The organism is Bradyrhizobium sp. in8p8, assembly GCF_000426845.1.
GTDB lineage: Bacteria > Pseudomonadota > Alphaproteobacteria > Rhizobiales > Xanthobacteraceae > Bradyrhizobium > Bradyrhizobium japonicum_C.
In genome coordinates this window covers 121,500-146,882 of the sequence record NZ_AUGD01000014.1, presented here as the reverse complement: position 1 = coordinate 146,882, position 25,383 = coordinate 121,500, and the positions used below count along the sequence as shown (strand labels likewise).

The 25,383-nt window shown below is 61.5% G+C and carries 20 protein-coding genes; 7 read left to right on the top strand and 13 right to left on the bottom strand.

From position 1 onward, the window contains the following. Positions 1-121: 121 nt before the first annotated feature. Both K408_RS0129775 and K408_RS41380 read left to right on the top strand, forming a co-directional pair. A complete protein-coding gene (locus K408_RS0129775) occupies positions 122-2,164 on the top strand; it encodes a carbohydrate porin (protein WP_024341973.1) in 2,043 nt (680 codons plus the stop codon). Positions 2,165-2,229: 65 nt separating this feature from the next. Next, positions 2,230-2,607 (top strand): hypothetical protein, encoded by a 378-nt coding sequence (locus tag K408_RS41380; protein ID WP_080654943.1) that lies wholly within the window; start codon positions 2,230-2,232, stop codon positions 2,605-2,607. Positions 2,608-2,674: 67 nt separating this feature from the next. Here K408_RS41380 and K408_RS0129765 read toward each other — a convergent pair whose 3' ends face one another. Both K408_RS0129765 and K408_RS0129755 read right to left on the bottom strand, forming a co-directional pair. After that, on the bottom strand, positions 2,675-4,972 hold the full coding sequence (locus K408_RS0129765) for a heavy metal translocating P-type ATPase (protein WP_029674418.1): 2,298 nt from the start codon (positions 4,970-4,972) through the stop codon (positions 2,675-2,677). 506 nt (positions 4,973-5,478) lie between these two features. Then, the gene (locus K408_RS0129755; protein WP_245265927.1) at positions 5,479-6,177 is read right to left on the bottom strand and encodes a hypothetical protein; all 699 of its coding nucleotides are present in this window, start codon (positions 6,175-6,177) and stop codon (positions 5,479-5,481) included. Between the two features lie 15 nt (positions 6,178-6,192). Here K408_RS0129755 and K408_RS0129750 point away from each other — a divergent pair, with 15 nt between their 5' ends. Beyond that, the gene (locus tag K408_RS0129750) at positions 6,193-6,780 is read left to right on the top strand and encodes a hypothetical protein (protein WP_024341978.1); all 588 of its coding nucleotides are present in this window, start codon (positions 6,193-6,195) and stop codon (positions 6,778-6,780) included. Next, positions 6,777-7,457 (top strand): cytochrome c3 family protein, encoded by a 681-nt coding sequence (locus K408_RS39150; protein WP_029674420.1) that lies wholly within the window; start codon positions 6,777-6,779, stop codon positions 7,455-7,457. The genes K408_RS0129750 and K408_RS39150 overlap by 4 nt, the downstream gene beginning before the upstream one ends. A gap of 59 nt (positions 7,458-7,516) precedes the next feature. On the opposite strand, the gene K408_RS0129740 is transcribed toward K408_RS39150, so the two are convergent. The 5 genes from K408_RS0129740 to K408_RS0129720 form a co-directional block, all read right to left on the bottom strand. After that, a complete protein-coding gene (locus tag K408_RS0129740) occupies positions 7,517-8,716 on the bottom strand; it encodes an efflux RND transporter periplasmic adaptor subunit (protein WP_024341980.1) in 1,200 nt (399 codons plus the stop codon). A 2-nt stretch (positions 8,717-8,718) separates the two neighbouring features. Next, entirely contained in the window at positions 8,719-11,082 is a 2,364-nt protein-coding gene (locus K408_RS0129735) for an ABC transporter permease (protein WP_024341981.1), read from the bottom strand. Next, the gene (locus K408_RS0129730; RefSeq protein WP_024341982.1) at positions 11,079-11,816 is read right to left on the bottom strand and encodes an ABC transporter ATP-binding protein; all 738 of its coding nucleotides are present in this window, start codon (positions 11,814-11,816) and stop codon (positions 11,079-11,081) included. Before K408_RS0129730 ends, K408_RS0129735 begins: the two co-directional genes overlap by 4 nt. Before the next feature lie 48 nt (positions 11,817-11,864). Beyond that, entirely contained in the window at positions 11,865-12,701 is an 837-nt protein-coding gene (locus tag K408_RS0129725) for a universal stress protein (protein ID WP_024341983.1), read from the bottom strand. Positions 12,702-12,812: 111 nt separating this feature from the next. Next, entirely contained in the window at positions 12,813-13,634 is an 822-nt protein-coding gene (locus K408_RS0129720; RefSeq protein ID WP_024341984.1) for a universal stress protein, read from the bottom strand. A 134-nt stretch (positions 13,635-13,768) separates the two neighbouring features. Here K408_RS0129720 and K408_RS0129715 point away from each other — a divergent pair, with 134 nt between their 5' ends. Beyond that, positions 13,769-15,007 carry an APC family permease gene (locus K408_RS0129715; protein ID WP_024341985.1) on the top strand — a complete coding sequence of 413 codons (1,239 nt, stop codon included), beginning with the start codon at positions 13,769-13,771 and terminating at the stop codon, positions 15,005-15,007. A gap of 113 nt (positions 15,008-15,120) precedes the next feature. Here the strand turns inward: K408_RS0129715 and K408_RS0129710 are convergent, their stop codons facing one another. Beyond that, complete coding sequence (locus K408_RS0129710; protein WP_024341986.1) at positions 15,121-16,185, bottom strand: AI-2E family transporter; 1,065 nt, start codon at positions 16,183-16,185, stop codon at positions 15,121-15,123. Between the two features lie 262 nt (positions 16,186-16,447). Between K408_RS0129710 and K408_RS0129700 the strand changes: the two genes are divergently transcribed. Next, on the top strand, positions 16,448-17,704 hold the full coding sequence (locus tag K408_RS0129700; protein ID WP_024341987.1) for an MgtC/SapB family protein: 1,257 nt from the start codon (positions 16,448-16,450) through the stop codon (positions 17,702-17,704). 274 nt (positions 17,705-17,978) lie between these two features. Then, the gene (locus tag K408_RS0129695; protein ID WP_155248688.1) at positions 17,979-19,352 is read left to right on the top strand and encodes a hypothetical protein; all 1,374 of its coding nucleotides are present in this window, start codon (positions 17,979-17,981) and stop codon (positions 19,350-19,352) included. A gap of 16 nt (positions 19,353-19,368) precedes the next feature. Here the strand turns inward: K408_RS0129695 and K408_RS0129690 are convergent, their stop codons facing one another. The 5 genes from K408_RS0129690 to mobF all read right to left on the bottom strand — a co-directional run bounded on the left by K408_RS0129690 (position 19,369) and on the right by mobF (position 25,310). Then, positions 19,369-21,093, bottom strand: coding sequence for a type IV secretion system DNA-binding domain-containing protein (locus K408_RS0129690; RefSeq protein ID WP_024341989.1), 1,725 nt, complete (start codon positions 21,091-21,093; stop codon positions 19,369-19,371). A gap of 3 nt (positions 21,094-21,096) precedes the next feature. Further along, entirely contained in the window at positions 21,097-21,627 is a 531-nt protein-coding gene (locus K408_RS0129685) for a hypothetical protein (protein ID WP_024341990.1), read from the bottom strand. Continuing rightward, positions 21,627-21,836, bottom strand: a complete 210-nt coding sequence (locus tag K408_RS0129680) for a P-loop NTPase family protein (protein ID WP_024341991.1) — start codon at positions 21,834-21,836, stop codon at positions 21,627-21,629. Before K408_RS0129680 ends, K408_RS0129685 begins: the two co-directional genes overlap by 1 nt. 248 nt (positions 21,837-22,084) lie before the next feature. Further along, positions 22,085-22,294: a hypothetical protein gene (locus K408_RS39145; RefSeq protein WP_024341992.1), complete on the bottom strand. Its 210-nt coding sequence runs from the start codon at positions 22,292-22,294 to the stop codon at positions 22,085-22,087. A 379-nt stretch (positions 22,295-22,673) separates the two neighbouring features. Further along, positions 22,674-25,310, bottom strand: coding sequence for a MobF family relaxase (mobF, locus tag K408_RS0129670; protein ID WP_028146051.1), 2,637 nt, complete (start codon positions 25,308-25,310; stop codon positions 22,674-22,676). Positions 25,311-25,383 lie beyond the last annotated feature (73 nt).

The following is a 25,383-nucleotide window of genomic DNA, read 5'->3' as shown; positions in this document are numbered from 1 at the left end:
ATATGGGTTTGAGCAGCCGGCTCGGGTTCACTGTTGCAGATCCGTTACAAGCGAACGAGAGAAACGATCTAGGCTGCGACTGGTGCTTGAACCGCGGTTCGAATAGGGCTGTTGAACGGGAATGAAGCAGATACGCCTCACATACGCAGTTGTGAGCCTTGCCCTCGCAGCGCCCAGTGCAGCGAGCGCGGCGGAGTCGTACCCGATCAAGGCTCCAAGGCCTGACGTCGCGGAGTGGACCGGCTTCTATCTGGGCGGTCATTTCGGCTATGCCGCCGGCCGGGCAAACTGGAGCGCTGACGATGGCTTGTCCACCGCGGGCGGGTCGACCGGCCTGTTCAACTCCTACGACGCGTTCAAAGGTACAGGCAGCTATCTGTTCGGCCTCCAGGGCGGCTACAATCTGATGCTGCCATCGCGCTTCGTCATGGGTCTGGAGGCGGATTTTTCCGCCCCCAACACGATCGCGGGAGAACAGACGGTCACGACCGTCTCCGGCGGAACGGCGAGCTATCGAGACACCGTGCTCGGCATGGGGACGGCGCGCGGCAGGCTTGGTTATGCCTTCGATCACTGGCTCCTCTATGCGACCGGGGGCTTCGCCTGGTCTTATGACAGGTTGGAGCGCACACAGCTTGCGGGAATACCGCTGGTGGGCAACGCGGCCATCGGCACGGTCGATACGGCATTGACATGGCGTCTTGGCTGGGTCGCCGGCATCGGAGCGGAGGTGCCGATCGCCCCGCGCTGGACGGCCAAGGCCGAATTCCTCGCTTCGGAGTTCGGCGATCACCGCAAGAGCCTCGCGGCATCGGCCGAGCAGCTCAGTTCAAGCCTCACGGTGCAGCGCCTCCAGGTCGGGCTCAATTATCAGCTTGGTCCCGATCCCGCGCACACTGATTTTGCTCTGAAAGGCATCGCCCCGGCCGAGACCGACAATTTCGCAGTGCATGGGCAGACCACGATCGTGACCCAATATGCGCTCCCGTTTCGCGCGCCCTATGCCGGCCAGAACAGCCTCTCGCCCAACCAGGTGCGAGAGACCTTCGATGCGGACCTCTTCGTCGGCTTCCGCCCTTGGGACGGCGGCGAAATCTGGATCAATCCGGAAGTCGACCAGGGCTTTGGCCTAAACGGCACGTTCGGCGTCGCCGGCTTCCCGAGCGCAGAGGCCTACAAGGTCGGGGCTACCTATCCTTATGCGAGAATTCCGCGCGCATTTCTGCGGCAAACGATCGACCTCGGCGGCGAGGTCCAGAAGGTCGAGTCCGGGCCCATGCAGTTCGCAGGCTCCCAGACCAGCGATCGCCTCGTGCTAACCGTCGGCAAATTCAGCGTCGTCGATATCTTCGATTCCAACAAATATGCGCACGACCCGCGCGGCGACTTCCTCAACTGGACGCTGGTCAACACCGGCGCATTCGATTACGCCGCGGATGCTTGGGCCTTTACCTATGGCGCCGCGGCCGAATGGTACACCGGGTCCTGGACTTTCCGCGCTGGCGTGTTCGATGGCCCCGTGGTGCCCAACAGCACGAATCTGGATCCGGCCTTCGGCCAATTTCAGATGGTCGGCGAGGTCGAGCGTCGCTACGTGGTCATGGACCAACCCGGCAAAATCGCCGTGACGGGCTACCTAACTCGCGCGCGAATGGGCAATTTCCAGGACGCCGTCGATCTTGCCAACCTGACCGGCGCCGCGCCGGACCTCTCGGTCGTGCGCAGCTACACGAGCAAGCTCGGAATTTCCGGAAACATCGAGCAGCAAATCATCCCCGGAGTCGGCCTTTTTGCGCGTGCCGGCTACACTCCCGGCCGACTGGAAGCCTACGCATTTACCGATGCCGACGCGACGTTCGCAGGAGGTGCCTCGATCTCGGGAAAATTCTGGAACAGGCCGAATGATACGCTTGGAATAGCCGGCGTTCGCAACATGATTTCCGCGACGCACCAGGCTTATTTCGCGGCCGGCGGGTACAGCGCGCTGATCGGCGACGGGCAGCTTCCGCATCCCAGCGCTGAGAAGATCATGGAAATATACTACACGCTTCCAATCGCAACCTGGATGCTCACATTCGACTATCAGTTCATCGACAATCCCGCCTACAATCGTGATCGCGGACCAGTCTCGGTCATCGCCACGCGCTTGCACGCTCAGTTCTAATTTCTTTTCACCTCGCGCGTCGGATTCTGATAGAAATTCGTAGATTAAGTCACGGGCGTGCTGCAATGCGTAAACGGAAGCCGCACTTATTTTCGCTGACGGCGATCGCCCTCTTGGTGCAAGCCACCTGCTTGCAAGGCACGGCCTCTGCGCTCGGAAGCTCCAGTTCGCACGACGGGCCCTGGAATCCCGATCATATTGACCGGCTGCCACCCGACGTTCGAAAGGCTGTTCTCCACAGCTGTCACGGGCACGTCCAAGCCGCGCACTACTTTGCAACCTACCTCGATCATGCGCGGACAGTACGGCTCCATTTTGAAAATTTTCGCTGCGATGGCGAACAGAGGTTTCGTCGCGGTGACAATTGCCTGCACCAGGAGTTCATCGCATCCGGCGCGCGCTACCGGCTGGTGAAGCACTACTACGGACCGTGCAACGACTAGGCTAATTCCCGCTTGCGCCTTCGACCCCTGTTTCGCCTCATGCCGCGAGGCCATAGCGCCGAATCAGCTAGGCCGCCGCTTGGGCAGCCACAGCTTCGTAAATATCCTCTTCCTGGGCCGTATGCATGCGTACCAGCGTTTCGATCGCCTCGATCACCCGCTGGGCGTCTCGGACAAGATAGCGATCGACTTTCTCCGACGGCAGATCGTCCACGATCCGATCGAGCAGGCGAGCAAGATGCAGGATCTCTCGATGGGCACGGCTCATGGCAGAGAGGCCGTGGCGTTCGCGCAGCACCTCGGCAAGCTTCGGATAGACGCTGTCCTCGTCCTCGCGCTCGTGCATCACCACGCCATTCTGAACAAGGCGCTGAGCTTCGGCAATCAGTGCTGAGGCGGATTCGGGCGTCGCATCGTCCAACGCGTCGACGATCTTTCGCAAGCGGTCGAGGTCCTTGAACAAGGTCTGATGATCGTGATGCAGTGCCAGCCCCTGCTCCGCGCTGATGCGCGCGCCGCCCCCGATGAACCCAGGAGTGAGTGCCCGTAGTGCATTCAAAATGACGGCAACGTCGATCACCTCTTGAACGATGGCTGCCGGCACCGGATCTAGCCAGCCAATGGTGGCAGCTACCATTGCCACCAAGGATAGACCCATTCCGACAACAATGCTTTGCAGAGCGATGCCTCGTGCACGCTGCGCGATGATGATCGCTTCGCCTACGCGATCGAGCCGATCGGCCAGAATCACTACGTCGGCCGCCTCAGACGAAGCGCTCGCACCGCGGGCGCCGAGCGCAACCCCGATGTCGGCGACGGCCAGCGCCGGGGCATCATTTATGCCATCGCCGACCATGATGGTCGGATGCAACCGCTGCTCGCTTCGCACCGCCTCGACCTTGTCCGAAGGGACACGGTCGGCCAGCACTGCGTCCAAATCAAGCGCTGCACCAATGGCCTGCGCTGCGGCAGCACGATCGCCGGTGACCATCACCATTCGCACGATGCCCGCATCGCGCAGCATCCGGATCGCTCGCGGAGTGTCGGGTCGCAACTCGTCTGCCAGCAGCAGCGCGCCGATCGGACGGCCCTCCACAGCGATGAAGACGACTAGCGCTGAACGCCATGAGGCGCGCCGTATCGCACGCTGCTCCCAAGGCGAAAGTTCGGCCTTTGAGAGAATCATGTCTCTGGAGCCCGCGGTTATGCGGCGACCGTTTATCGAGCCGCTCAGGCCGGAACCCATCATCTCCTTGACCTGCTCGGGCGCGCCCAGCTTGAGGCCGCGATCGAGGGCCGCAGCGACCACGGTCTTTGCCAGCACGTGGTGCGAGGCCTGCTCAAGCGATGCCCCAAGCCGCAGTACTTCGTCCGGATCCTCGCCGGGAGCGACCTCGACAGAAAGCAACCGTGCGCCTCCGACGGTTAGGGTACCGGTCTTGTCAAACAGCACCGTGTGCGCGCGAGCCAGCCCTTCTAGTGCCCCTCCACCTTTGGCGAGGATGCCGCGTCGGGCCGCCCTTGCCACGCCCGCGATAAAGGCCACGGGTGCAGCCAAAATCAGCGGACAAGGCGTCGCCGCGACGAGCACAGCAAGACTGCGCGTGAGATCGCCCGAGATTCGCCAAGCCAGGAAGGCCAAGGCAAGTGTCAACGGCAGAAGTATCAGCGCAAAACGGTCGGCCATCCGCACGAATGGAGCTTTCGCGGTCTGAGCGGCCGTCACCATGCGCACGATCCCGGCGTAGGTGCTCTCGCCGGCCGGCGCGGTCACCGCCAATTCGAAGGTCTCGCCGGCATTCAACGAGCCCGAAAGAACAGCCGTGCCGCGTGTCTTCTCGACCGGGATAGGCTCGCCGGTAACGGCGGACTCGTCGATGGTCGCCAAGGCCGAGCGGACGATACCATCCGCCGGCACGATCTCTCCGGCTCGCACCAGCAGAACGTCGCCGACTGCGACTGCTTCGACCGGAACCTCCTCAATCCGCTCGCCAGTCTTGCGACGGGCCCGCCGGGGTGCACGATCCACCAGTGAGCGGAGGTCGCGCTCTGCCCGCGCGACGGCGATATCCTCCAGCACATTACCGCCGGAATACATCAGCGCTACCACGACGCCGGCAAGCGGTTGTCCCAGCGCCAACGCAGCGCTCATCGATAGCAGCGCAATCGCATCCACTCCGAGGCGGCCGCTTAGGAGATCTCGGATCATCGAGATCGCCAGCCCTCCGATGACGGGAGCCGTCCCAAGCTCCCACGCAACATCGGCCACATCAGGCCGGCCAGCGGCTCGCGCAAGAATACCCGCGATCAATCCTGCAATCGCGATTGCCACCAGCGTCCATCGAAGCACTCGCTCCAACAACATAGCTCCGTTCCATACTTTGCGAATGAATCTGATCCGAAACCAGCTTCGCCGTTCGAGCAAACAATTGCGGTGCAATAATAATTGTATCCGGAAGCCTCATGCGACCATGACCTGAATCAACATCTGGCCGATCGCTTGTCCGATACTTTCCTGGAGGAGGCCGTCATGCGCACACTAGCTCGCGTTCTCACGGTTTTTTCCGTGTTATCGTTCGGCATGCCCTGCTCCGCCGGTCAGCTCGGAACGACCGAGGGTTACTCGCCGTCCAAGTCATCACAGCGCGCCGGGGAGCATCAGCCGGAAGCGACGGACCGAACCCGAAACGCCACTCATCGGCTGCAGCGAATGATGGACCAGCGAGACTGGGATCACCGCAAAGCTGGCCGCGAGTGGCGGTTGCGGGACGACAAGAATCCAAGCCACTGAGCGTCCATGCTAACAGCGCTCGCGCACGACAGACGAGAAGCAATCGCGGTCCTGATCGGCGCTAGTTTTGAAGGATGCGATCACCGCGCAGACTCAGTACTGCCGGGAATAGACTGCTTTCGCTCGACGATCGCACTGGAAAGCCGCCCGTAGAGATCTCGGCGTCTCGCAAGAGGCCACCAGTCGTAAAGAAATATCTCGAGCGGACGCCAGTTTGCGACCCACCCAAGGATCAGGAAGCTTTCCTCAACCAACCTTCGGAAAGGGGCTTCAATAAGATATCCAGCGGCAAAATGTGCCGAGAAAAGGCACGCGATCAAGATCGTAACGCCAATTGCGAGAGACCTCCGGCCGACCCGGAATAGTTCGTTCAGGTCGCCTTGGATGGCGCCAGCCCGGCCCGCGAAGTACCGGCTGAAGGCCTCCGGAAGCTCCTGGGCTAGTCGCGTCTGTCCTTGATCCCCCGGGAAGTGAACGATGATCCTGAAAGGACGATTACGCGGCAATTCTCTTGCCCATCCAACGATGTAATCCTCGACTTCTCGGTCGAGGTCCTTGTCGCGAAATGGATACGGATCGAGCGTGTGAAAGAGCTGTTCGACCGTGCCGACGCGCATTTCGATAATGTTGTCTGTGTTTTGGTCTTCTTTGCGCATTTCGTTCTGCCTAAGCGCTTGTTGATCCACGTCAGGGCAACATTTGACCATTTCGCGCAACGTGGATCGTCGTTTGGGTCCTGGCCTCAGGCTATTCCCCTTCTGTGTTTTGATCTGGCGCATCCCGGAGCTCGACGGATGGCAAAAACACGAGCCGACCTACTTCGCCGTGAGATCCTTCCTTTCTTCGCGGCATTTGCGGCGCTCGTCCTTGCAGCTCTGCTTGCCGATGCCGCCCTTCATGCGTTCGGCAAAGTCTGGATTGGCCGCTATCTTGGAATTCCCGGAACTCTCCTCATTCTCGGGTCATTCAGCTATTCGCTCAACAAGCGGAAATTGCTCGACCTCGGACGCCCCGTACAGCTCCTCGTCGTTCATCAGAGAATGGCCTGGACCGGGTCGTTGCTAATCCTGGTGCACGCCGGTGTCCATTTCAACGCAATTCTGCCGTGGTTGGCTGTCGGAGCGATGCTGACTAACGTCGGAAGCGGCCTCACGGGGAAGTATTTGCTGAAGAGCGCGGGGCGCAGACTGGAATCCGCACGGCAGGAGTTGCGTGAGCAAGGCGTGCCCCAGGCCGCCCTTGATGAGCAATTGTACTGGGACAGCCTGGCGTTTGATGCAGTCAGGCAATGGAAGGTCGTGCATTTGCCGATCACGCTCGCCTTCGCAGTACTGGCCATCGCGCACGTTGTAACTGTTCTTCTGTTTTGGGGCTGGCGATGAGACGTGCCGCCCTGCTGGCAATCACGTTGAGCATCACAGCAATCATGGCGCTCGCCGTCACCTATCCGGACTTGATGATCAGTCCGGGGCATCTGAGCGAAGGGCACGCTGCGCTCGCGATGGATTGCTTCGGCTGCCATGCACCGTTTCTCGGCGCATCACCCCAACGATGCACGAATTGTCACTCTGTTGCAGATATAGGCTTGCGTACAACGAACGGTGTCCCGCTCGCGAGCGATACTCAAAAGGCAAGCTTTCATCGAGATCTCACCGTCGAGGATTGTGTCGCCTGCCATAGCGAGCATGTCGGCTTGTTTCCGACGCGCAGCCGTACAATTTTCCGCCATGAGCTACTTCAGGCTTCAAAGCGGGAGCGGTGCGAAAGCTGTCACGCAGCGCCCAAAAGCGATTTCCATGCGAATTTCACCGCAAACTGCATGCAATGCCATCGCCTGGAACGCTGGAAGCCCGCTACCTTCGATCATTCCGAGTTCTTCAAGCTGGATTCAAACCACAATGCGAATTGTGCAACCTGCCATCCCGGCACCGATTTCAAGCAATATACGTGCTACGGCTGCCATGCCCACAACGTGGAGAACGTTCGCCGCGAACACATCAAAGAAGGCATAGGAAACTTCGAAAATTGTGTGCGCTGTCATCGAAGCGCCCGTGAATGATATGGTCGCGTGGCGGGACCAGCAGGGGCCCGGAACAAGCAAGAAGGCGGGCGGTCTCTTCAACGCGGTCGTGGTGCAACGCGCGTACCCGGTGCAACGCGGTCGCTAGGGTAGACGATGACCACTTCGCCGGGAGTAAGTCCGGCGGCGACGGCTGCGAGGCGGCCGGACCGGCGTACGAGCTCAATCTGGCGCAATTCGGCGCGACCTTCCCTCGCCACATAGACATTCCAGTCTTCCCCGCGACGAAAGAGCGCACCGGCCGGAACGGTCGTGGCATCGTCCAGCGCGAAGACGGTGATCTGAACATCCACCTGATAGGCGTCGCCCAGCCGCGCCCACTGCTCCGTTGGCGAGAGGATATCGACGAGAACATTCACCCTCTGCTCCTCAACGCCGAGCGTCGAGATCTTGGTAAAAGCCGCCGGCTCGACCCGGCGAACGCGACCCTTCAGCTTTCCCTCCCCACCCCAATGATCGATGACGACCTCAGCTCCTGGTCGGATCTCGACGGCATCGGTGCTCAAGACGTCGACGACGACTTCGATATCCCCGGCGTCGCCAATGTCCAGGAGTGGAGCGCCCGGCTGGACGATCGTCTCGCTTTCCTGGGCGACCTTCAGCACCACGCCGGCAACAGGCGATGCGACGTTCCAGCTATCCGGGTGCCCGCCGCCGTCGCTGCCGTATCGCGCCAACAATGCGCGCTGTTGGCTGATCTCGTGCTCTGCGGCGTGTTCCTGAAACTCCGCCGCACGCAAATCCCTGTCGGCAAGGCGCATCGCGAGTTCTGCACGCTCGAGGGCCTGCGCCGTTGCGGCCCCTTGCTGAGCCAAGGTTTTCGTCCGCACCAGGTCGGTGTTGCCCTGCTCCCTCTGGGCCCGCGCACGCTCGACAATGGCCTTGGCGCGCTCCAGGTTGGCTTCGGCTGTTCCGAGCATTTCCTCGACTTCGCGGCGGGTCCGGGAATCCATCAGCGGCGCTGGAGATGGGGTAATCGTCGCAACGGCATCATCGACCCGGACCTGGTCGCCGACCTTGAAGCGGATTCGGCTCAGCCGCCCGGCGAGCGGCGCCGCGACCACGTATCGCTCACGCACACGCGTCTTGCCGTCCTCATCGACGGTGGCGACGAACCTTCCCTTCGTCACCGCGGCAGTCTCGACCGGCACCGGCGCCGGGATTAAGAGCCAGGCCGTGATTCCGGCGGCTGCCAGAAGCCCGCCGGCAATCCCGATATGGCGGCCCGTGATATGCATGCTCATTCCCTGGTCTTGAGAGCTGCGACCAAATCGAGCCGATCGACACGACCTTTGACGATGTAGGCGCTGACGGCGGCCGCGGCCAACACAACACCGGCTGCGATGAAATAGGTCTGCGGCGCGATCACGGCGGGTATCTGGAAGCTCTCGTTGGAATGAAATCTGGTGATCAGGCCGATAACGGCGTGCGACAGCGGCAGGCCGATCAGAATCCCCAGCGCGATCTCGATGGCAAACTCGCCGAAGAGGATGCCCGCAACCTCGCCGCGGGTAAAGCCCAGCACCCGCAGGCTCGCCAACTCCCAAGCGCGCTCCTGCAAGCTGATGCGCGCGCTGTTGTAGACCACACCTACGGTGATGATCGTGGCGAAAGCGGCAAGGATACCTGCCGTCACGAACACGAGACCGGCGATCTTCTCCATGAAGGATGAAATCGTGTACGCCTTCATCGACACCGATTCGATGGTCGGGAGATTCTTGAACCTCTGCCCCAATGCCGGCATCGCCGCACGCTCGACGTACAAGCTCGCAGCCGAAATCACGGCGCCCTCGTCGGTGAAGCGGTTCAGGGTCTCGATCTCCATGTAGGATGCCATTCCGATCGACTCGTCGACGATAGCGCTAACCGGGAGATCGCGCTTGCGCCGCCGTCCCTCCATCGCCTCGACCGCAATGACATCGCCGGCTTTCACATCAAGCCGTTCGGCAAGCCGCCGGGTGAGCGTAATTCCGTCGGGCGTGGCCGCGATTGGGCGCAGCATGGCATCGTGCGGTCGGCGCAACTCGCCCCCGGCAGACAGACCGATCACAGACGTCAAATAGCTGCGCTGCCCGGCGCGGAGGCGCACCGGCACGATGCGCTGCCCTTCCGCCACGAGAACGCCGGGCTCGCGTGCCAGATCGCGCATGATCGAGCGATTCATGGGGTGTGGAAACGTCACCGTCGTGTTGCCGCGTTCGACCAGGTTGAACTGGAGGTCGATCATCTCGTTGATGGCGTCGCGCCAAAAGAGTCCCAGCACCATCATCGGCACGGCAAAGGCAACCCCGATCACAGTCATGAGCGAGCGAAATGGGCGTCCGGCCGTATTCCGCATGATCATCAGCCGGCGTGACCTGGTCGCGGTGCGTGGCAGGAGCGCCTCGATCCAGGAGCGACGAAAGCCAAGCGGCGCGGCCGGCCGCATGGCGACCGCTGGCGCAAGGCGGACGACCTGCCGTAATGCAGTCAAGACGCCGAGAGAAGCCGCGGTCAGGCTGATCGCAATGCCCAGCACTGCCGACCAAGGGGTGAGCCCGAACGGCAGCTCCGGCAGACGAAAGAACCCCTGATAACTTGCGATCATCGCTTTTCCAAAGCCCCAGCCGGCTGCAATCCCCAGCACCGACCCGATCAGCACGATGATGAGTATCAGCTTCAGATAGTGCAGGATCAGCGCCGCGGTCGGAAAGCCCAACGCCTTCAACGCAGCGATCTGCTCGCGCTGGGCAGCCACCAGCCTGCCCAGTGCGCTGTTGAGCAGGAACGCTGCGACGCCGAAGAAGATGAACGGGATGGTGGTCGACATCACCTTCTGCTGGTTCAGCTCGTCTTCGAGAAACCGGTTGGACGGTTGATCCCGTCGCTCAACAGCGCCGACCGATCCGTAAGCTTCGAGCACCCGATCCAGCTCGTCGATCACAGCTTTAGGATCGGTGCTCGGCGCCAGCGAAACGATGGCATCATTGAAAGCCCCCTTCATGTCGAAGGCGGCTTCCGCCGCGCTGCGGTCAACCCAGAGAATGGCATAGAGCCGGTCGTCCGGAATCGGAAGGCCCGGCTTGACAGCGTAGACATATTCGGGCGAGAGCGCGACGCCGGACACGTGAAAGGCTTCCACCTTGCCGTTGAGCAGCACGCGGATGTCGTCACCGGGATTCACGCCGTTGGCTTCGGCAAACGCTTCGTTGACCGCCGCGCTTCTTGCGGAACCGGGCTCTGGCGCCGCGCCGCGGCGCAAATGCAGTCGGGCAAGCCGTTCGTCGCCGGCATGGCTGAGCGACACCATGCGGGCCGAGACCGGCTGCGAAGCGGCCGGCCAGTCCACGATGACCTCGCGAACAATACGGGGTTCCACGGTCGCGACCCCGGGAATGGTGTTGAGCTGCGGAACGATCGATAGCGGCGCACGCTTGAGCGTCACGAAGACCTGCGGGAATCGCGCGGTTGCGTAGAAGCGCTCGACCGCCGTACTGAGCGAGTTGTAAGTCGAGACTGAGCCGACGAAGACGGCGACGCCGGCGGCAACCAGCAGGGCGATGGTAATCACCTGGCCCCGCATTGCGGCAATATCGCGCAGCAGTTTTCGATCGAGCAGGCTCACCAGTGCACCTCGTCTGCCGACAGTCGGTGTGCATTGCGCTCCTCGCCGACGATCCGCCCGCCACCGAGCCGCAGCACGCGGTCTGCCATGCCCGCGATCGCGGCATTGTGCGTGATGATGATCGTTGTGGTACCGAGCCGCTCGTTGGCTCGCGCGATCGCCGCCAGCACTACCTTGCCGGTCTCGTAATCCAGCGCTCCCGTCGGCTCGTCGCACAGCAACACGTCCGGCGACTTCACGATGGCGCGGGCAACCGCGACGCGCTGCTGCTCGCCGCCGGACAGTTGCGAGGGGAAGTGGTCGATCCGCTTTTCGAGCCCGACGAGCGCGAGCACCTCGAGCGGATCGAGCGGCTTGTCCGCAATTTCGTTCACCAGTGCGACGTTCTCCAGCACTGTGAGGCTGGGGATGAGATTGTAGAACTGAAAGACGAAGCCGACGTGCTCGCGCCGATACCGGGTCAATTCCACATCAGTCGCGCCGACCAGGTTGTGGTCGCGCCAGTGGGCCTCGCCCGAAGTTGGGCTATCTAGACCACCCAGGATGTTCAGCAGGGTCGACTTGCCCGACCCGGACGGCCCGAGGAGCACGACGAACTCGCCTTCGAAGATGTCGAGATCGACGTCTCGGAGCGCGTGCACCTCGACCTCTCCCATCAGATACGTCTTAGAAAGCCCCCGGGCACAAAACACCGGGACTATTCTCCCTTCGTCTCTGACCGGATTTGCGTCCATGTGCGTTTGGAGCGGAGTAAGCGGCACTTGCGGAGTCGTCCGAACCGTTTAGTGGGAAAACAGCACGGGAATCGGCGGCCCCGTCAGGATGCTTCGGGTCGCGCCTCCCAATATGAATTCGCGGAAACGCGAATGGCCATAGGCGCCCATGACGAGGAGATCCGCTCGGCAGGATGCAGTCCGCGCCGCAAGAATCTCGCCGATCGCCCGTCCGGCGGCATCCACCTCCTCGACGATCACATCGATTCCGTGCCGGGACAGGTTCTTGGGGAGTTCGGACGGCGAGCGCCGGCTCGATATCGCTTTCTCGTTGGTCACCGTGAGGATGCGCACCTCGTGCGCCTTCTCAAGGATCGGGGTGGCATCGGAGACCGCGCGGGCCGCCGCGCGGCTGAAGTCCCAGGCAACGAGCACCCTGTTCAGGTCGATCAGCCCGGATGCCGGGGCTTCGGGGACCACTAAAGTCGGTCGTCCGGACCCGAAGATGACGGCTTCGGCATACCATTGGTCGTAGGATTCTGGCACCGGCACGATGGTGAGGTCGCGCAGCCGCGCGTATTCCACCAACAGGTCCGGCACTTCAGACGTCAGACAACGTTCGAGAACAATCTCGTGCAGCACGCCGGATTTCTGAGCGGCCTCCTCAAACGCCGCCAGCAGATCCTGTGCGTTCTTTCGGCTCTTGTGCGCCTCGCTCGCCACGATCGACCCGAGATTCCCGGCGCCACCCAGGAAGCTGCCGGGAACCTGCACATGAGCTTCACACGAGATCGCCGCGATGTGGGCGCCGAAAGTTGAGGCCAGCGACACGGCGCGATCAATCACTGAAACCGGCGTCGGATCTGGATAGCTGGTGAGCGTGAGTAGAACGTCTCTGATGGCCATGGCGTCTCCGGAGATGCAATTTCTTCTTCAAAGGTCGCCCCTAGAGGTCCGGACCACCTGATCTAGCTCATAACAATGCCACCACTGTGCCTAGGGACGGAGACAGCCAATCTAGTGCGACATCATCACGCAGACCGCCGCCTCGTTCATCAGGCCGTGGGTCATGCCCCCGAACATCCACTCGCCGAGCCGACTGTGGCCGTAGCCTCCGGTTACGATCAGATCGGCTCCCTCGTCCTTTGCCACGCGAACAAGCTGGTGCGCATCCGGTTCCGCCATGTGCACGCGCACATCGCCTTGGCATTTTACGGCATGGGCCTGCAGATATTTCGCGACATCGCGGACGCGGTGGCGCGCTTGGTCCTGTTCATCGGATGTGCAGATCTCGACAATCGTGACCTGCGAAGCTCTCGAGAGGAACGGCAGCGCATCTCGCACGGCGATTCTTGCCTCGCGAGAGTCTTTCCAACCGACCAGGACGTGGTCGGCACTCAACGTCGGAACATGATCAGGCACTAGTAGCGTCGGTCTTCCCATCCGCATCATCGCCTCGGCTGGATCAATGAAATGGAATTGATCCATTTTTTCCTGCGTCCGCCTGACCACCACCAGATCGGCCGATCGCGCTTCATTGGTCAGAAATGTGGTTGGGTATTCCACACCGCAGCGCCACTCCACCCGTTCTTTAGGCAACGCGGCCACGGTGCGAAACCATTGCTCCTTGTCGGAGAGCGCCGACCTCATCCGCTTCAGGTCATCCGCGGTTGTTTCCTTGATAATGACGCCCTCCGCCACAAACGGAGGCTCGACCGCGAAGGCGGAAACGCCGATCAGCGATGCTCCAAATCTGTCTGCGACGTCCCGGGCGATGCGGACTTGCCCTTCCGCCTGCTGATCGGGATCAACGTAGACCATCACGGTCGCAATCGTCATCGGCATAACTCCGCTAGTTGACACCTTCTATTTGGCACCGCCTACGTGCGCCCGATTGACGCAAATCAAGAGGCCGCGCAGCAGGCCAGCTGATATAAACTGCAAGTATTGGCCGTCGCCTGTGATGCTGAAAAATGGATGCAGTGCCGCAAGATCAGATCGGGCCCGCTGCGGGTTTACGACGGCGGCTGGGACTGCCGCTTCTCGTCCTCTACGGGACGGGGGTCACCGTGGGGGCCGGGATCTACGTCTTGATTGGGGCCGTCGCGGGCCATGCCGGGACTTACTCCTCGTGGGCGTTCGCGTTGGCGGCCGCTGTCATGGCATTGACGGCCGCCTCGTACGCCGAACTCGCGACCCGCTATCCCGTTAGCGCCGGTGAGGCCGCCTACATCCGTGCCGCATTCAACTCTCGACTGCTATCCACGGCCGTCGGCTCATTGAGGCTCGCCATCGGCATCGTTTCGGCCGCCGCAGTGACCCTTGGCGGTTCCGGCTACATAAGGCAGCTAGTCGAGCTGCCCACGCCTCTGATTGCAATTGCGGTCGTCGCCGCCTTGGGCGTCGTCGCGGCCTGGGGCATTCTCGAATCGGTGATGCTCGCGGGATTGTTGACATTGATCGAGACGGGCGGACTGGTGTGGATCATCGTGTCCGCCACTCATTCCGGGACCGCGTTTAACGCTGCGCTATTTACACCTCCCCCACTAAATGCCGGCGTCTTTTCCGGAATCACCTTTGCCGGCCTGCTCGCATTCTTCGCCTTCGTCGGGTTCGAGGACCTCGCCAACGTGGTCGAAGAGGCGAAGAGACCGCAACGGAACATACCGTGGGCTATGGCGCTGACGCTGCTGATCACGACTGTGCTCTACGTTCTGATCGCGGCGATTTCCGTCAGCGTCGTGCCGCCGAAAATCCTTGCGGCATCAACGGCCCCGTTGAGCCTGGTGTTCGGTGCCGTTGCGGGTATAAGCCCGAACGCTTTTAGCGTGATCGCGATCGTCTCGACACTCAACACCATTCTTGCCCAAATGACCATGACAGCGCGGGTCGTCTACGGCATGGCGCAGCAAGGTGACCTGCCCGGAATGGCGGGACGTGTCGACTCGCGAACCGGAACGCCGCTCATCGCCACTGGACTGGTCATGCTGGCCGTCGCTGCTCTTGCGCTAACAATCCCGCTTGAGCCGCTGGCTGAAAGCACATCTCTGGCGACGCTTATGCTCTTTGCCTGCGTCAACGTGTCTGTGCTCCGAATCCGATCACGACACCCCGAAACAGGCGCGGCGGCCGTTCGCGTTCCATTGTGGATACCTTCCCTCGGTCTGATCACATGCGTGCTGATGATGGCAGCCGCGCTTATCGCGCCTTAGCGAACCTACGAGAAGAACTGTCAAACTGAGCCAGCTCGTTATGGTCGTCATCTTCTTGGGCGGCTTCATTCAGCGTCGCCTCGGCGCGAAACCTTCTGTTCGTATGCCGCCTCTCAAGCATCAACTCGAATCGACGGCCAAACCCGGCGTTCGCCCAGCACGCCCTCGATGTAGACGACATTGACTGCGACAAGCAAAACGACCGCGAGCGGCGCTGCAAGCAGTACGCCGATGGGGCCCAACAATAGTCCGAAAACGAGAGTCGCAAAAAGCGTGAGTACCGGAGGCAATTCGATCGCTTCTGCCTGAACAAGCGGCGTGATGAGATTGCCCTCTACAAAATGGATTCCCGCGTAAAGAGCAACGACGTAGACGGTTAGCATTGGCCCCTGCATTGCGGCCATGAGAATACCTGACGCTGAAGCCAGGATCGGACCGACATAGGGCACGAAGGCAAACATGCCAGAAATCAGTCCAAGCGCGAGCGGTGCGGCAACACCGAGGAGCAACAGCCCAATTGCTGTCAGAGTACCAACTACGGCCATCGTAATCGATTGGCCGATCAGCCAGCGCCTCAACGTCGCTTCAAGAAGATCAATTGTATTCCTAGCCGCTTCCCGACGACTCTCGGGTGCCAACCGCAGTAGACCGTCCAGATATCTTGTTGGCTGGATCGCCAGATACATTGCCGAAAATACAAGTACGGCGAAATAGGCACCCACCCGAAAGACGGACCCAAATAGAACAGCGACGTAGCCTGCCGCTTGGCCCGTCGCACTGCCAAGGTTCACATCCTTCGCTCGTCCGAGGAGCCAGGAGCCCCACGCACTTGACTGAAACTCGCTGCCAAGCTGCGGGATGCTTTGAGGTAAATCCTTCGCCAAAACACTGAATTGTGCTGCAATTTGTGCGCCGAACAGCCAAGCAACGGCAACGACGGATCCAACCATCGCGACCACGACTGGGAATACCGCCCAGGCCTCCGGCAATCCGGTCCGGCGGCTCACTCCATGCGCCAAGCCACGCAGCAGCAGCGCCAGAAGCGCGGCGCCGAAGGCAAGCACCAGAACGTCCGAGAGTTTCCAGACGCTGAGCGCTGCCGCACCGACAAAGCATACGAGCAGCAAGTGACGGGAAAAGCGCCGCGAGTAGATCTCATCTGACTTTTCGTGCAACACGGCAGCTCCTCTATTGGTCGCGGATCCGGGGGACCTGGTCTTCGCCGACAACACAGGCAGCGAATCGGCGTTTCCGATTGATGCAAATCAAGTCTCGTGAGGCGACGCATGTGAAATTCTCTTAAAAGCGAGGCAATCGAGCGAAAAGTAAGCGCATCCTTTCTCCTGCTCGTGTCGGCTTGATATTGGTGCGAATGTGAGACGGCGGGCAGCGGCCCCCGATCGACGCACCGTCACAAAGGCCTGATGCAGCACAGTTTCCATGGTGGATTTCCCAAACCTGAACTCCGAGGTTATGGCCATTGCCGTTGCGCTCGGCATCGGACTCCTGATCGGGCTCGAGCGAGAACGCAGCAAGGGCGAGGGACCGGGGCGCTCGCCCGCCGGGCTGCGCACCTTTGCCGCGGCATCGCTCGCTGGCGCCATAAGCGTACTAATCGGCGGCAAGGGGCTGTTGGCGGTCGTGACCGCAGGAATCATTGTCGTGACCGCGATAGCCTATCTGCGCTCCAGGAGTGACGATCCTGGTCTTACTTCGGAAACCGCGCTCATCCTGACGGTCCTGCTTGGCGGGCTGGCCACGCAGCGGCCCATCCTGGCGGCAGGCGTTGCTGTTATCTTGTCCATTCTGCTTGCAGCACGCGCAGTATTGCACGACTTCGTCCGCTCGGTGCTCAGTGAGAACGAGGTCAAGGACGGCCTGATCTTTGCCGCCGCCACGCTCGTCGTTTTGCCCCTGCTTCCTGATCAGCCGGTTGGCCCCTTCGGCGCGCTCAATCCGCGTGCAATCTGGATCATCGGCATCCTGATAATGGCAATCGGAGCCGCTGGGCATATTTCGAAACGCTTGCTCGGCGCAAAGAGGGGTCTCGCGATTGCTGGTTTCGCCTCGGGCTTCGTCTCCAGTACAGCCACCATTGGGGCAATGGGGGCACGCGCTCGCAAGGAGCCGGAGTTGCTCGGGGCCGCCACGGCCGGCGCAACGCTTTCGACCGTCGCAACGATCGCTCAGTTCTTCGCAGTGCTCGCAGCAACCAGCCTGCCGACGCTGCGAGCCCTCCTAGTTCCTCTTCTCTGCGCCGGTGCGGCGGCGACGATCTATGGCACGATCTTCACCCTCAAGGGCATGAGGGAGACCGGCACAGCCGAGCTCGAGCACGGACGTGCGTTCAGCCTGCCGTCCGCGTTGATACTGGCTTTGACGCTCTCTGGAGTGCTCCTGCTCTCCGCCAGCTTACAGGAGGCGTTCGGAGAAATCGGCCTGGTTGTCAGCGCCGCCGTAGCTGGGCTCGCGGATACGCACTCTCCCGCGGTGGCCGCAGCCACCCTCGCTGCCTCGGGCAAGATCACCGCTTCCGACGCTGTCGCTCCGATCCTTGCGGCGCTCTCGACAAATACTCTCAGCAAGATCGTCGTTGGCTGGATCAGCGGCGAGCGCTCCTTCGCAATTCGGCTGATCCCCGGCCTCATTCTCGTTGTCGCCGCCGCCTGGGCTGGCGCAATCTTCGACGCCCAATAGTACGTGCGGCTCGCACCGGATTTCTCGCGGCAGCGTCGAATTCGCGCTCTGGCGAGCCGCCCGGCCTTTGCATATTGCCGCGAGCAGAAACCGCTTGGCCAAAGCGGCGACGAATGTGGGGTTGGTGGGATGACGCAGTACGCCTCCAGGCGGATGTCCCGCGGGTCTTGCGCCGCGAGCATTCGATCTCGAGCGTGGCGAAGCCCCCGAGATTGCCCAGTCGACCGTGGGCGACGGGTCAATGGGCCCACCATTCGACATCAGGCTGCCTGGCGTGAGCATTTCGCCATTCAGCGGTGCCGAGAAACGGTTCGTGGAGGACGGCTATGTAACTGAAGTAGATCAACGCGGAGCAGGTGTTGGGCAGAAAGGCGGAGCCGTCCAGCTTGTCGCCCGGAACGAAGGGGTCACTCGCTCAAACGCTATGCTCTGGCGCAAGATGCTCAAGTTACAACATGACAGCCTGGGCTTTGAGATCGGACGGCTCAACGATCAGCGCGAGGAAGAGCTTGATGAACTTATGGCGCATATCGTCGGAACGCGGACCAGGAAAGACGACGCCCATATCAAGGAATATGCGCAACGCCCGGAGATTGTAGAGACCGTGCTGCACCAAGGATTGTTCCTTGGAAGCTCCGCCCCCGCCAGTAGAGACGTCTACCTGGGAACGCTGTCGTCTCCGGGAACAACACGCAAAGGTGACACCGAACACGTTCGTAAGCTCCTCTACGGCGCGCGAGGGGAAAGCGTCTCGAAACAGCTGACCTTCGAACTCCGAAATGCGCACGTCGTGTTTGGAGCGGACCGAGTTGCAAACGGCGGGGCGGAAATCAATAACCCGACCGCAAACGGCGCGATCCTGACATGGTTCAGCCAGGTCATTGTCGCGCAACGGCGCGTCGGCTGGCGGTCGCGTGTGTCGCGCGATTGGCCCACCACCACGCAAGGACTCCTGAACGAGAGAACTGTCTACGGGCAGATCGAAGGCGTCGAGGAACTCTCTTGGCGAGCTTCTGATATGAAAGATCCAATCGGCAACTTGGTCGACGAAGTTCGTGGGCGCTCCGGCGTCAAAGACATTGTGCTGCGGATGAGTCTGGAAGATCGAATTCTTGCTGCGTTGCATGGATCGAAGGTCGACACCCGACCTTGCGGAGAGTACGATTTCTTTAACAATGGCTATCAGTTGCTCACGGTCGCGAACTGGATCGGCTCTCTGAAGAGGACTGGCGAGGCCACCATGACGCAGGGCATCGCCCGCTTGCTTGAGATGGGCCGGGACTGGATCAATGAAGACCGGCCGGGCAACCATTTACTCGGTCAATTTCGCGCAGACACATGGGCAGAAATTTTCGAGACAGCTCGGAACCTAAAGCCGCGATGGACACCTCTGGGAATGGAGCCCAATCGCATCCCTAGACTCCGTCGCGAGCGGGACCCAGGCCCTGTCAAACTTCTATACGAATGGGTCGGGGCCGATACGATCCAGGAAGTGGGAGTCGTGAGACGGCGCGGTCGGGCTTTGACGATTCGTGGTCCTATGCTGTGCTTCCCTACTGATCGCGGACAGCAGGATTATTGGATCGAAAAGTCGGCCATCGTTCGCGAGTTGGGTGGCTTCCTAGTGCCGTCTCAACGAAGGAGATGATGAGCGGCAGAGCCGCTCATTGCATCTCCGGATTGGCGTGGGAGTTTGCCTTGGTGAAGCGGGTCCACGCGGCCGGCACGAACCCTTTACCCCGGATCGCCCAGGTCGTGAGCGGCCAGTCGAAACGATAGGCGTTGCCAGCGTAGTGCACGACGGCGCGGACGATGCGGTCATCTTCGGTCGCGCCGAACACGCCCAACTCGCCCGCGAACTCGGCGGCGCTGACCACGGGCTTCCTGTCGGTTTGGCTGATGAAGAGCCGCTTGTCGTCTTTTGCGGGATTGTTGTTGGGGGCAAGCCACCGAATATCGCGGTAGCCGATCATCTTCTCCGCCCATTCCGCGCTGGCGCCGGCAGTGAGGCGAGTATAGATCTTGATCTGGAACAGATCGAGCAGAAGTCCCGCCTCGTCGCCATACGGCTTGAGCTGACTTTCCGACTGGAGGGCAACGACGCAGGCCAAGCCCTTTTCTCGCGCAACGGAGAGCGCACGGGCAAACCCGTCAATCTTGCCGAGCGAGTAGAATTCGTCCAGCACGACGCTGACACGGCGGGCCGTGTCGATTTCCACGGAGGCGTCCGAGAGTTCCTTGCAGGTCCGCCGCAAGATGCCGCCGCAGACCACCGTCGACATCATCTGGAAATTCGGCGAGGTCTGAACGATGACGGTCTTGGGACCGGTGTAGGTCTTCGACAGCCAGCCAGTGACGGAGAAGCGCTTCGCGGGCGGCACGGTAGACCATGCGTATGCCATCGGACGGAGGCTGGTCATGGCAGCGCTCAGGAGCGTTGCCATGATGCTGAGCACGGTCTTGCTCTCGCCATCCTCCTCGCCGCTCCGCAGCAACGGGCTCGCGCTGAGGTCTAGCGACTCGATGCGTTGACGCAGGTCGTTGGAGTCCGACAGCACCGCCTCGAGCAGATCGCGCGCACCCCATTGCCGCCCCTTCTCCTCGGCAACTGCGCAGATGATGTCGGTCAAGAGCAGGCGAGCGGTATCCGACCAGAAGCTCTGCTCCGATGCCGGGACCACGTCGGTCGCGAAATCGGCCGCAGCAGCGGGGCCGCTGATGTCGGCGGCGATATCCCAGGCCCAGCCATCACGATGAGCGGGCGAGATCAAGACCACCGATTTGAGATCGAAGGACCGGGTGACGTCACCTTTGTTACAGTGCATCATGAGAAGGTCTCCACGCTTGGCCATCTGCGTCGCGTAAGCGCGGACGAGGTTCGATTTTCCGTGCCCGGAGGCGCCGAAGATCATGGCGTAGCGGCTTTCCAGGTCGAACGGCAAGTTAAGGTGCGGCGCAAGCCAGATTCCCTCGCGCGCGAAATACCCCGCCTCTGCACGGAACCGATTGCACAGCCTGCGGCGTGCATCATGGTCGTAGTAGATGCGGGGCTGGCGCGGGTCAGGCGTCAGGAACGGCTCAGTCAGAGGAGCCTCGTCTCGCGCGGTCAAGCGCGCGAAATGTGCCGCGACCATGCTGATGCCTACTGCCAGGATGACGCGCGGCCAGCCCGTCGCCAAAAGTGTCGCCCAGCGATCGGCATGACGGAGACTTGCCAGGTTGGCGCCCCAGTCACGCCATGCGAACGGGGCATCGGCCGCCGGCAGCGCCAGAAGCGGTGCGAGCAGCAGGCCGAAAGAAACCAGAAACACGATGAAGCCGACGTAGACCGCTTCGTCGGACGAGCGATAAAGGTCGAGGCCGGGCCTGAGCTTGGGAAGTGCAGCCATTGTCTATCTCCAGTTCTGAATCTGCTGTTGGATGAAAGGAGCCAGCCCGCTCCAGAGCCGCGTGAAGGCCACGGCGCCGGCGAACAGGACGGCGGCAACGCTCAGCCCGTGCACGAAGGCACGCGTCCGCGTTGACCAGCGATTGCGCTGCTGGTCGGTCCAGTCCCGATCCGTGGAGACCGGCAGCGTCGCGGTCGCGGCCTTGCTTGCCTCCCCGCGCTTGGTGGCATGCTTGGCCTTGGCATTCCCGACGCGCGCCTTCGCCGATTTCGGCGGCGTGACGGCGGCCGCCGCTTTCGTCTCCGACATCTCCTTGCCGATGCGCCGCCTGATCACGCGAAAGAAATACTCGGTGCCGTCAGGCTCCCATTTTCCGAGTTGGGTCGCGCTGACCACGCCGCCCTTTGTAAGCACGTTCTCGACGGCCGCGCGAACCTGAGCGCCGACCTCGCGCCTCCGTTCCCATTCGATCTTGCTCATCGGAGGGATTGAAGCCGGCTTGTCAGCCGGCCTCTTGTCCTCTTCCTTGCTCATTACGCGCCTCCCTTCGGCAGGTCGACGACCTTGGCGCCGATGAGCGTCGCCAAACGCTTCTTGTCGTCGGCCTGGAACGCGGTGAAGGGGTATCCGTTCAGCGCCAAGAGATCGGCGACCGTCGCCATCAGGTGCGTCTTGCCGACGCCGCCCTTCTTAGCGGCAGTGACAGCAAGGAAAGGCGGTTTCACAGGAAAGGTGGTAGTCATGGGGTAGCTCCTTCTGCGAGTTGACGGGGATCGCCAACATCGCGAGGAGCGTTTCACGTTTCGAAGGCACCTCTTTTGGAAGCCAAAGTGCCGGCTCGATCAGAGCTAAGACAATAGAATAAAGCAACTTTTCTTCACTGATTGTGCTGAGTGGCGTTGCTTGTCACCGCAGCTGAACTTCAGCCGACGCGCGTAACGCAGGTCTTGCCTTGATCGCGGCCACCGGCGCCCGAGCGAGAACAGGCGCGCTATTGCGCGCCCTCCTCGGCATCCGCATCGATGGCACGGATCACAATCTGGGCGCCGTTGAGCGGAAGGCAGTCGAGCTTGTGATTGAAGCCCTTGCCGTCGTTGTGCGGCCAGAGAGCGCCGATTGCGCGCCAGATTTTCTGGTTGCCGTTCTTGGTCACGGCGTAGATGCGGTGCGTCGGGCGAGATGAAGTCGTCTGGTTGGTCATGGAAAGCTCCTTTCGTTTTTGAGTCCGCCCCATTGGCGACCTCGATGGCCGCTCTCGATCGAGGCGTCATAGCGGAGCTGTCAAAGCGGACCGTCAGGTCCCCCAACGTGGCGCGAGCTGCACACGCAAAGCACGGAAGCGAACGGCTTTGACGGCGCTGCGCGCCTCGATAGACAACGGCCGATTGAGAGGTTCGCCCTGGTGACGGACCCGCACCAATCCGAAAGGAGCTTTTTGCAACCAGCGTCGGACGCTCACCGAACTGAAACGCAGTCCTCACCTAGATTGCCGATCATAGTTGCGGCGGCCGCGAACTTGACAGCTTGCAGCACAGCCGGACGTGAGGCGGCCGATGAAACGGCCAGTTCTCGATCGTCGATCACAACGAAAGCTGACGATCGCGTCTGCGCCCAGATTGATCTCGCGACACTTCTGGGTCTGTGCTCAGAGCAAGCGTCGACGTCTTCAGATTTGCCCGCGAGAGTCTGGCGGCAAGGTAAGCCATGTCAGCGCCTTCGGTCAGCTCTTGCTGCTTTGACGCAAGGTCTCGCTCGCCCTTCGCCTGGGTGGAAAGGAGAGACTGGTCATAATAGATGCGTGCCTCGCCTCTGGCGCGTGAGATTGCGACGTAGCACTCGTGCCGGTCATATTCTGACCCAAGCACGATGGTCGCGGTCTCGGCCGTCAAGCCTTGACTGCTATAGGCAGTGACGGCGAGATCGTGACTCAGCCGAACGCGGCCCGCCTTGTCCTTGAGAGCTTGGGTGGAGAACTCGATGCTCTTACCGTTCACGACAGCACGGACAAGCAGGTGAGCGTCATCGAGCTCTTCGATCGCCTCAATCTTACCAACCGCTCCGTTGATTACGCCGTCGCCGATCCTGTCCTGGCGAATGCCGAAGCGGATCTTGTCGCCGACCGCGAGATGCAACCGGAAGCTCCGTCCCGAAGCATCGCCGGCAGTGATGTCGTGATCGGGACCTGTGAGGAGACCGGCATCGCGCATGCGCGAGCGGATCTCGGCGTTGAGGGCCCGGACCGTCTTGTTGGATTTCGCGATGAGCAGATGCGATTTGTCCGGCGCCCGCCGCTGCGCCTCCATGTAGCGGTCCACGGCAGCACGGATGGTGGCCTCCGCTCCCGAGCAGCCGGTCAGAAGACCCCGGTCCTCGTAGGCCTTCAGTCCCGCAGCAGCGTTTCCCTTGGCGAAGGCTTGTGCCGCATCGCGCGCCCACTGCTCGCGCTGCCGAACGATGGTGTCGACACGGGTCGGCGACAAAACCGTCGACAGAATCTTCAGCGCCGGCCCGGCGTTAATCGGCTGGAGTTGTTCGCGATCCCCGACCAGAATCAATTTCGCTCCGGTTTGCGCGACGGCCGTGAGCAGCTCATTCATGATTTTCGAGCCGACCTGGCCGCACTCGTCCATCAGAAGCACGGTGTTGCGGTCAAGCACGTGCTGCCCGGCCTTGATCTGCGCCAACAGGCGATCAATTGCCGTGGCATCGATGCCCAGCTCGGACCGCAACATCGACGCCGTCCTGTGCGAAATCGCGCTCCCGATCACGGTCTTATTCTTGGTGTCCCCGTAAGTATCGACCACGACCTTGAGCATGGTGGTCTTGCCGGCTCCGGCAGCGCCCTCCACGATGGCAATAGAGCGGCCGTCGGTGGCGGCAAGCGCCGCCGCGCGCTGTTCCTCCGACAGGCCGCGCCTGTCGCACTCTTGTTCGATCTGCTTCCGGTCGACCTCGGTCCAGCCACGCTGCGCCAGCGTGCGGGCGGTTTTCAGGAGGTTTTTCTCGATCGCGATCATCTCAGGAGTCGAGTACAAGCCATGACTGTGAATGTCCTGCCCAAGCTGAACAATCCGGCCCGAACTCATCAGCCGTTCGATCTCGCCGTCGACACGCTCGGAGCTCGCTCCGGTCCCGACCAGGCTGCTCGCGACGGCCGCCATCAGATAGCGCCGTTCGAACACCGATTCGTGCTCGGTGAGGGCAGCCGGAATTTCCGCGATCCGCTGCGCGATCAGGACCTCTCGTTCTTGGTCTGACAGGGCGCGACCGGTTCGGATCTGCTCAATGAAGTGCTCGACATCGATGCCCTGCTCCTGCGCCTGCTCGCGCCAGATTTCGAAGCGATCGCGATCATCGGATGTCTTTGACAGACGTGTCGCCTTGACGACTGCGGCCGCGAGCTGCTGCGCTTCGCCGGTCGCTAGATCGTACTCTGCCAAGCGCTCTTCCAGTTTGGTCCTTCGCGCCGAGAAATACCGCTTCGTATCTTCACTCACGGCCAGTCCGGCCGGCGTCACCAATTCGAAGATCCCGTTCTTGCCGGTGATCTCGACTTGAAAGCCCAGCTTCTGAAGTCCTGAAGAAAGGGCCAGGTGATACACGCTTCCTGCCAACATTTTGGCTTTGAATAAGGGGCGTGCGTCCAGGGCCCCAAAGGTGGGCGCGTGCTCGTCCTCCCTGACTGGCCTTTCGCCCAAATTGGCAAGGCACAAGTGCGTATGGAGGTCCATATCGGCCGTAACTCGCCCATCGATATGCGGCGCAGGACGGGCCTCGCCGTGCTGGAACGCAGCCACGATCAGCGAGGTCTTCTCAAGGATCGCACCGTTCTTGCCACGGCGTGTGAAGGCGGCCTCGCGGTTCAACATGGCAACGACAGCCTTACAGGCATCCAGCTGCACCTGCTCGATCGCGGCGCGCATCACTGGGTCGGCAAGCGCAAAAGCGATGCTGACCGACTTCGGCGCGCTCAGCGTCAGGTCGAAGCCTGACACGCGTTCCTTGCCGCCGTCGTTGGTGATGAGCGACCGCCCGTCGGGGCCTACGCCTGCGTGCAGCTTTTCAAAGAGGTCCGCTTCGACGGTTTGTCCGACCTTAATGCCAAGCGTGGCCGACTCGCTGAGCCAGACGCCGGCCGGCTCTTTGCCGGTCAGATAATATTCGGTTCTGCGCAAATAATACTGCGCGACCGTTCCTTTGCCGATGCTTGCGACCATCGCGGCCTCCATGAGCGGAGGCCGATTGTCTCTTCAGATAGGCGAAGCTCTTTTGGAAGCCAAAGTGATCGCG

Bases quoted from the DNA above. Each gene is read 5' to 3' on its own strand.
- K408_RS39145 (WP_024341992.1), bottom strand. From the start codon at position 22,294: ATGACCAACCAGACGACTTCATCTCGCCCGACGCACCGCATCTACGCC.
- K408_RS0129740 (WP_024341980.1), bottom strand. From the start codon at position 8,716: ATGCATATCACGGGCCGCCATATCGGGATTGCCGGCGGGCTTCTGGCA.
- K408_RS0129720 (WP_024341984.1), bottom strand. From the start codon at position 13,634: ATGACGATTGCGACCGTGATGGTCTACGTTGATCCCGATCAGCAGGCG.
- K408_RS41380 (WP_080654943.1), top strand. From the start codon at position 2,230: ATGCGTAAACGGAAGCCGCACTTATTTTCGCTGACGGCGATCGCCCTC.
- K408_RS0129750 (WP_024341978.1), top strand. From the start codon at position 6,193: ATGGCAAAAACACGAGCCGACCTACTTCGCCGTGAGATCCTTCCTTTC.
- K408_RS0129765 (WP_029674418.1), bottom strand. From the start codon at position 4,972: ATGTTGTTGGAGCGAGTGCTTCGATGGACGCTGGTGGCAATCGCGATT.
- K408_RS0129755 (WP_245265927.1), bottom strand. From the start codon at position 6,177: ATGCGCCAGATCAAAACACAGAAGGGGAATAGCCTGAGGCCAGGACCC.
- K408_RS0129685 (WP_024341990.1), bottom strand. From the start codon at position 21,627: ATGAGCAAGGAAGAGGACAAGAGGCCGGCTGACAAGCCGGCTTCAATC.
- mobF (WP_028146051.1), bottom strand. From the start codon at position 25,310: ATGGTCGCAAGCATCGGCAAAGGAACGGTCGCGCAGTATTATTTGCGC.
- K408_RS0129690 (WP_024341989.1), bottom strand. From the start codon at position 21,093: ATGGCTGCACTTCCCAAGCTCAGGCCCGGCCTCGACCTTTATCGCTCG.
- K408_RS0129730 (WP_024341982.1), bottom strand. From the start codon at position 11,816: ATGGACGCAAATCCGGTCAGAGACGAAGGGAGAATAGTCCCGGTGTTT.
- K408_RS0129715 (WP_024341985.1), top strand. From the start codon at position 13,769: ATGGATGCAGTGCCGCAAGATCAGATCGGGCCCGCTGCGGGTTTACGA.
- K408_RS0129725 (WP_024341983.1), bottom strand. From the start codon at position 12,701: ATGGCCATCAGAGACGTTCTACTCACGCTCACCAGCTATCCAGATCCG.
- K408_RS0129680 (WP_024341991.1), bottom strand. From the start codon at position 21,836: ATGACTACCACCTTTCCTGTGAAACCGCCTTTCCTTGCTGTCACTGCC.
- K408_RS0129700 (WP_024341987.1), top strand. From the start codon at position 16,448: ATGGTGGATTTCCCAAACCTGAACTCCGAGGTTATGGCCATTGCCGTT.
- K408_RS39150 (WP_029674420.1), top strand. From the start codon at position 6,777: ATGAGACGTGCCGCCCTGCTGGCAATCACGTTGAGCATCACAGCAATC.
- K408_RS0129775 (WP_024341973.1), top strand. From the start codon at position 122: ATGAAGCAGATACGCCTCACATACGCAGTTGTGAGCCTTGCCCTCGCA.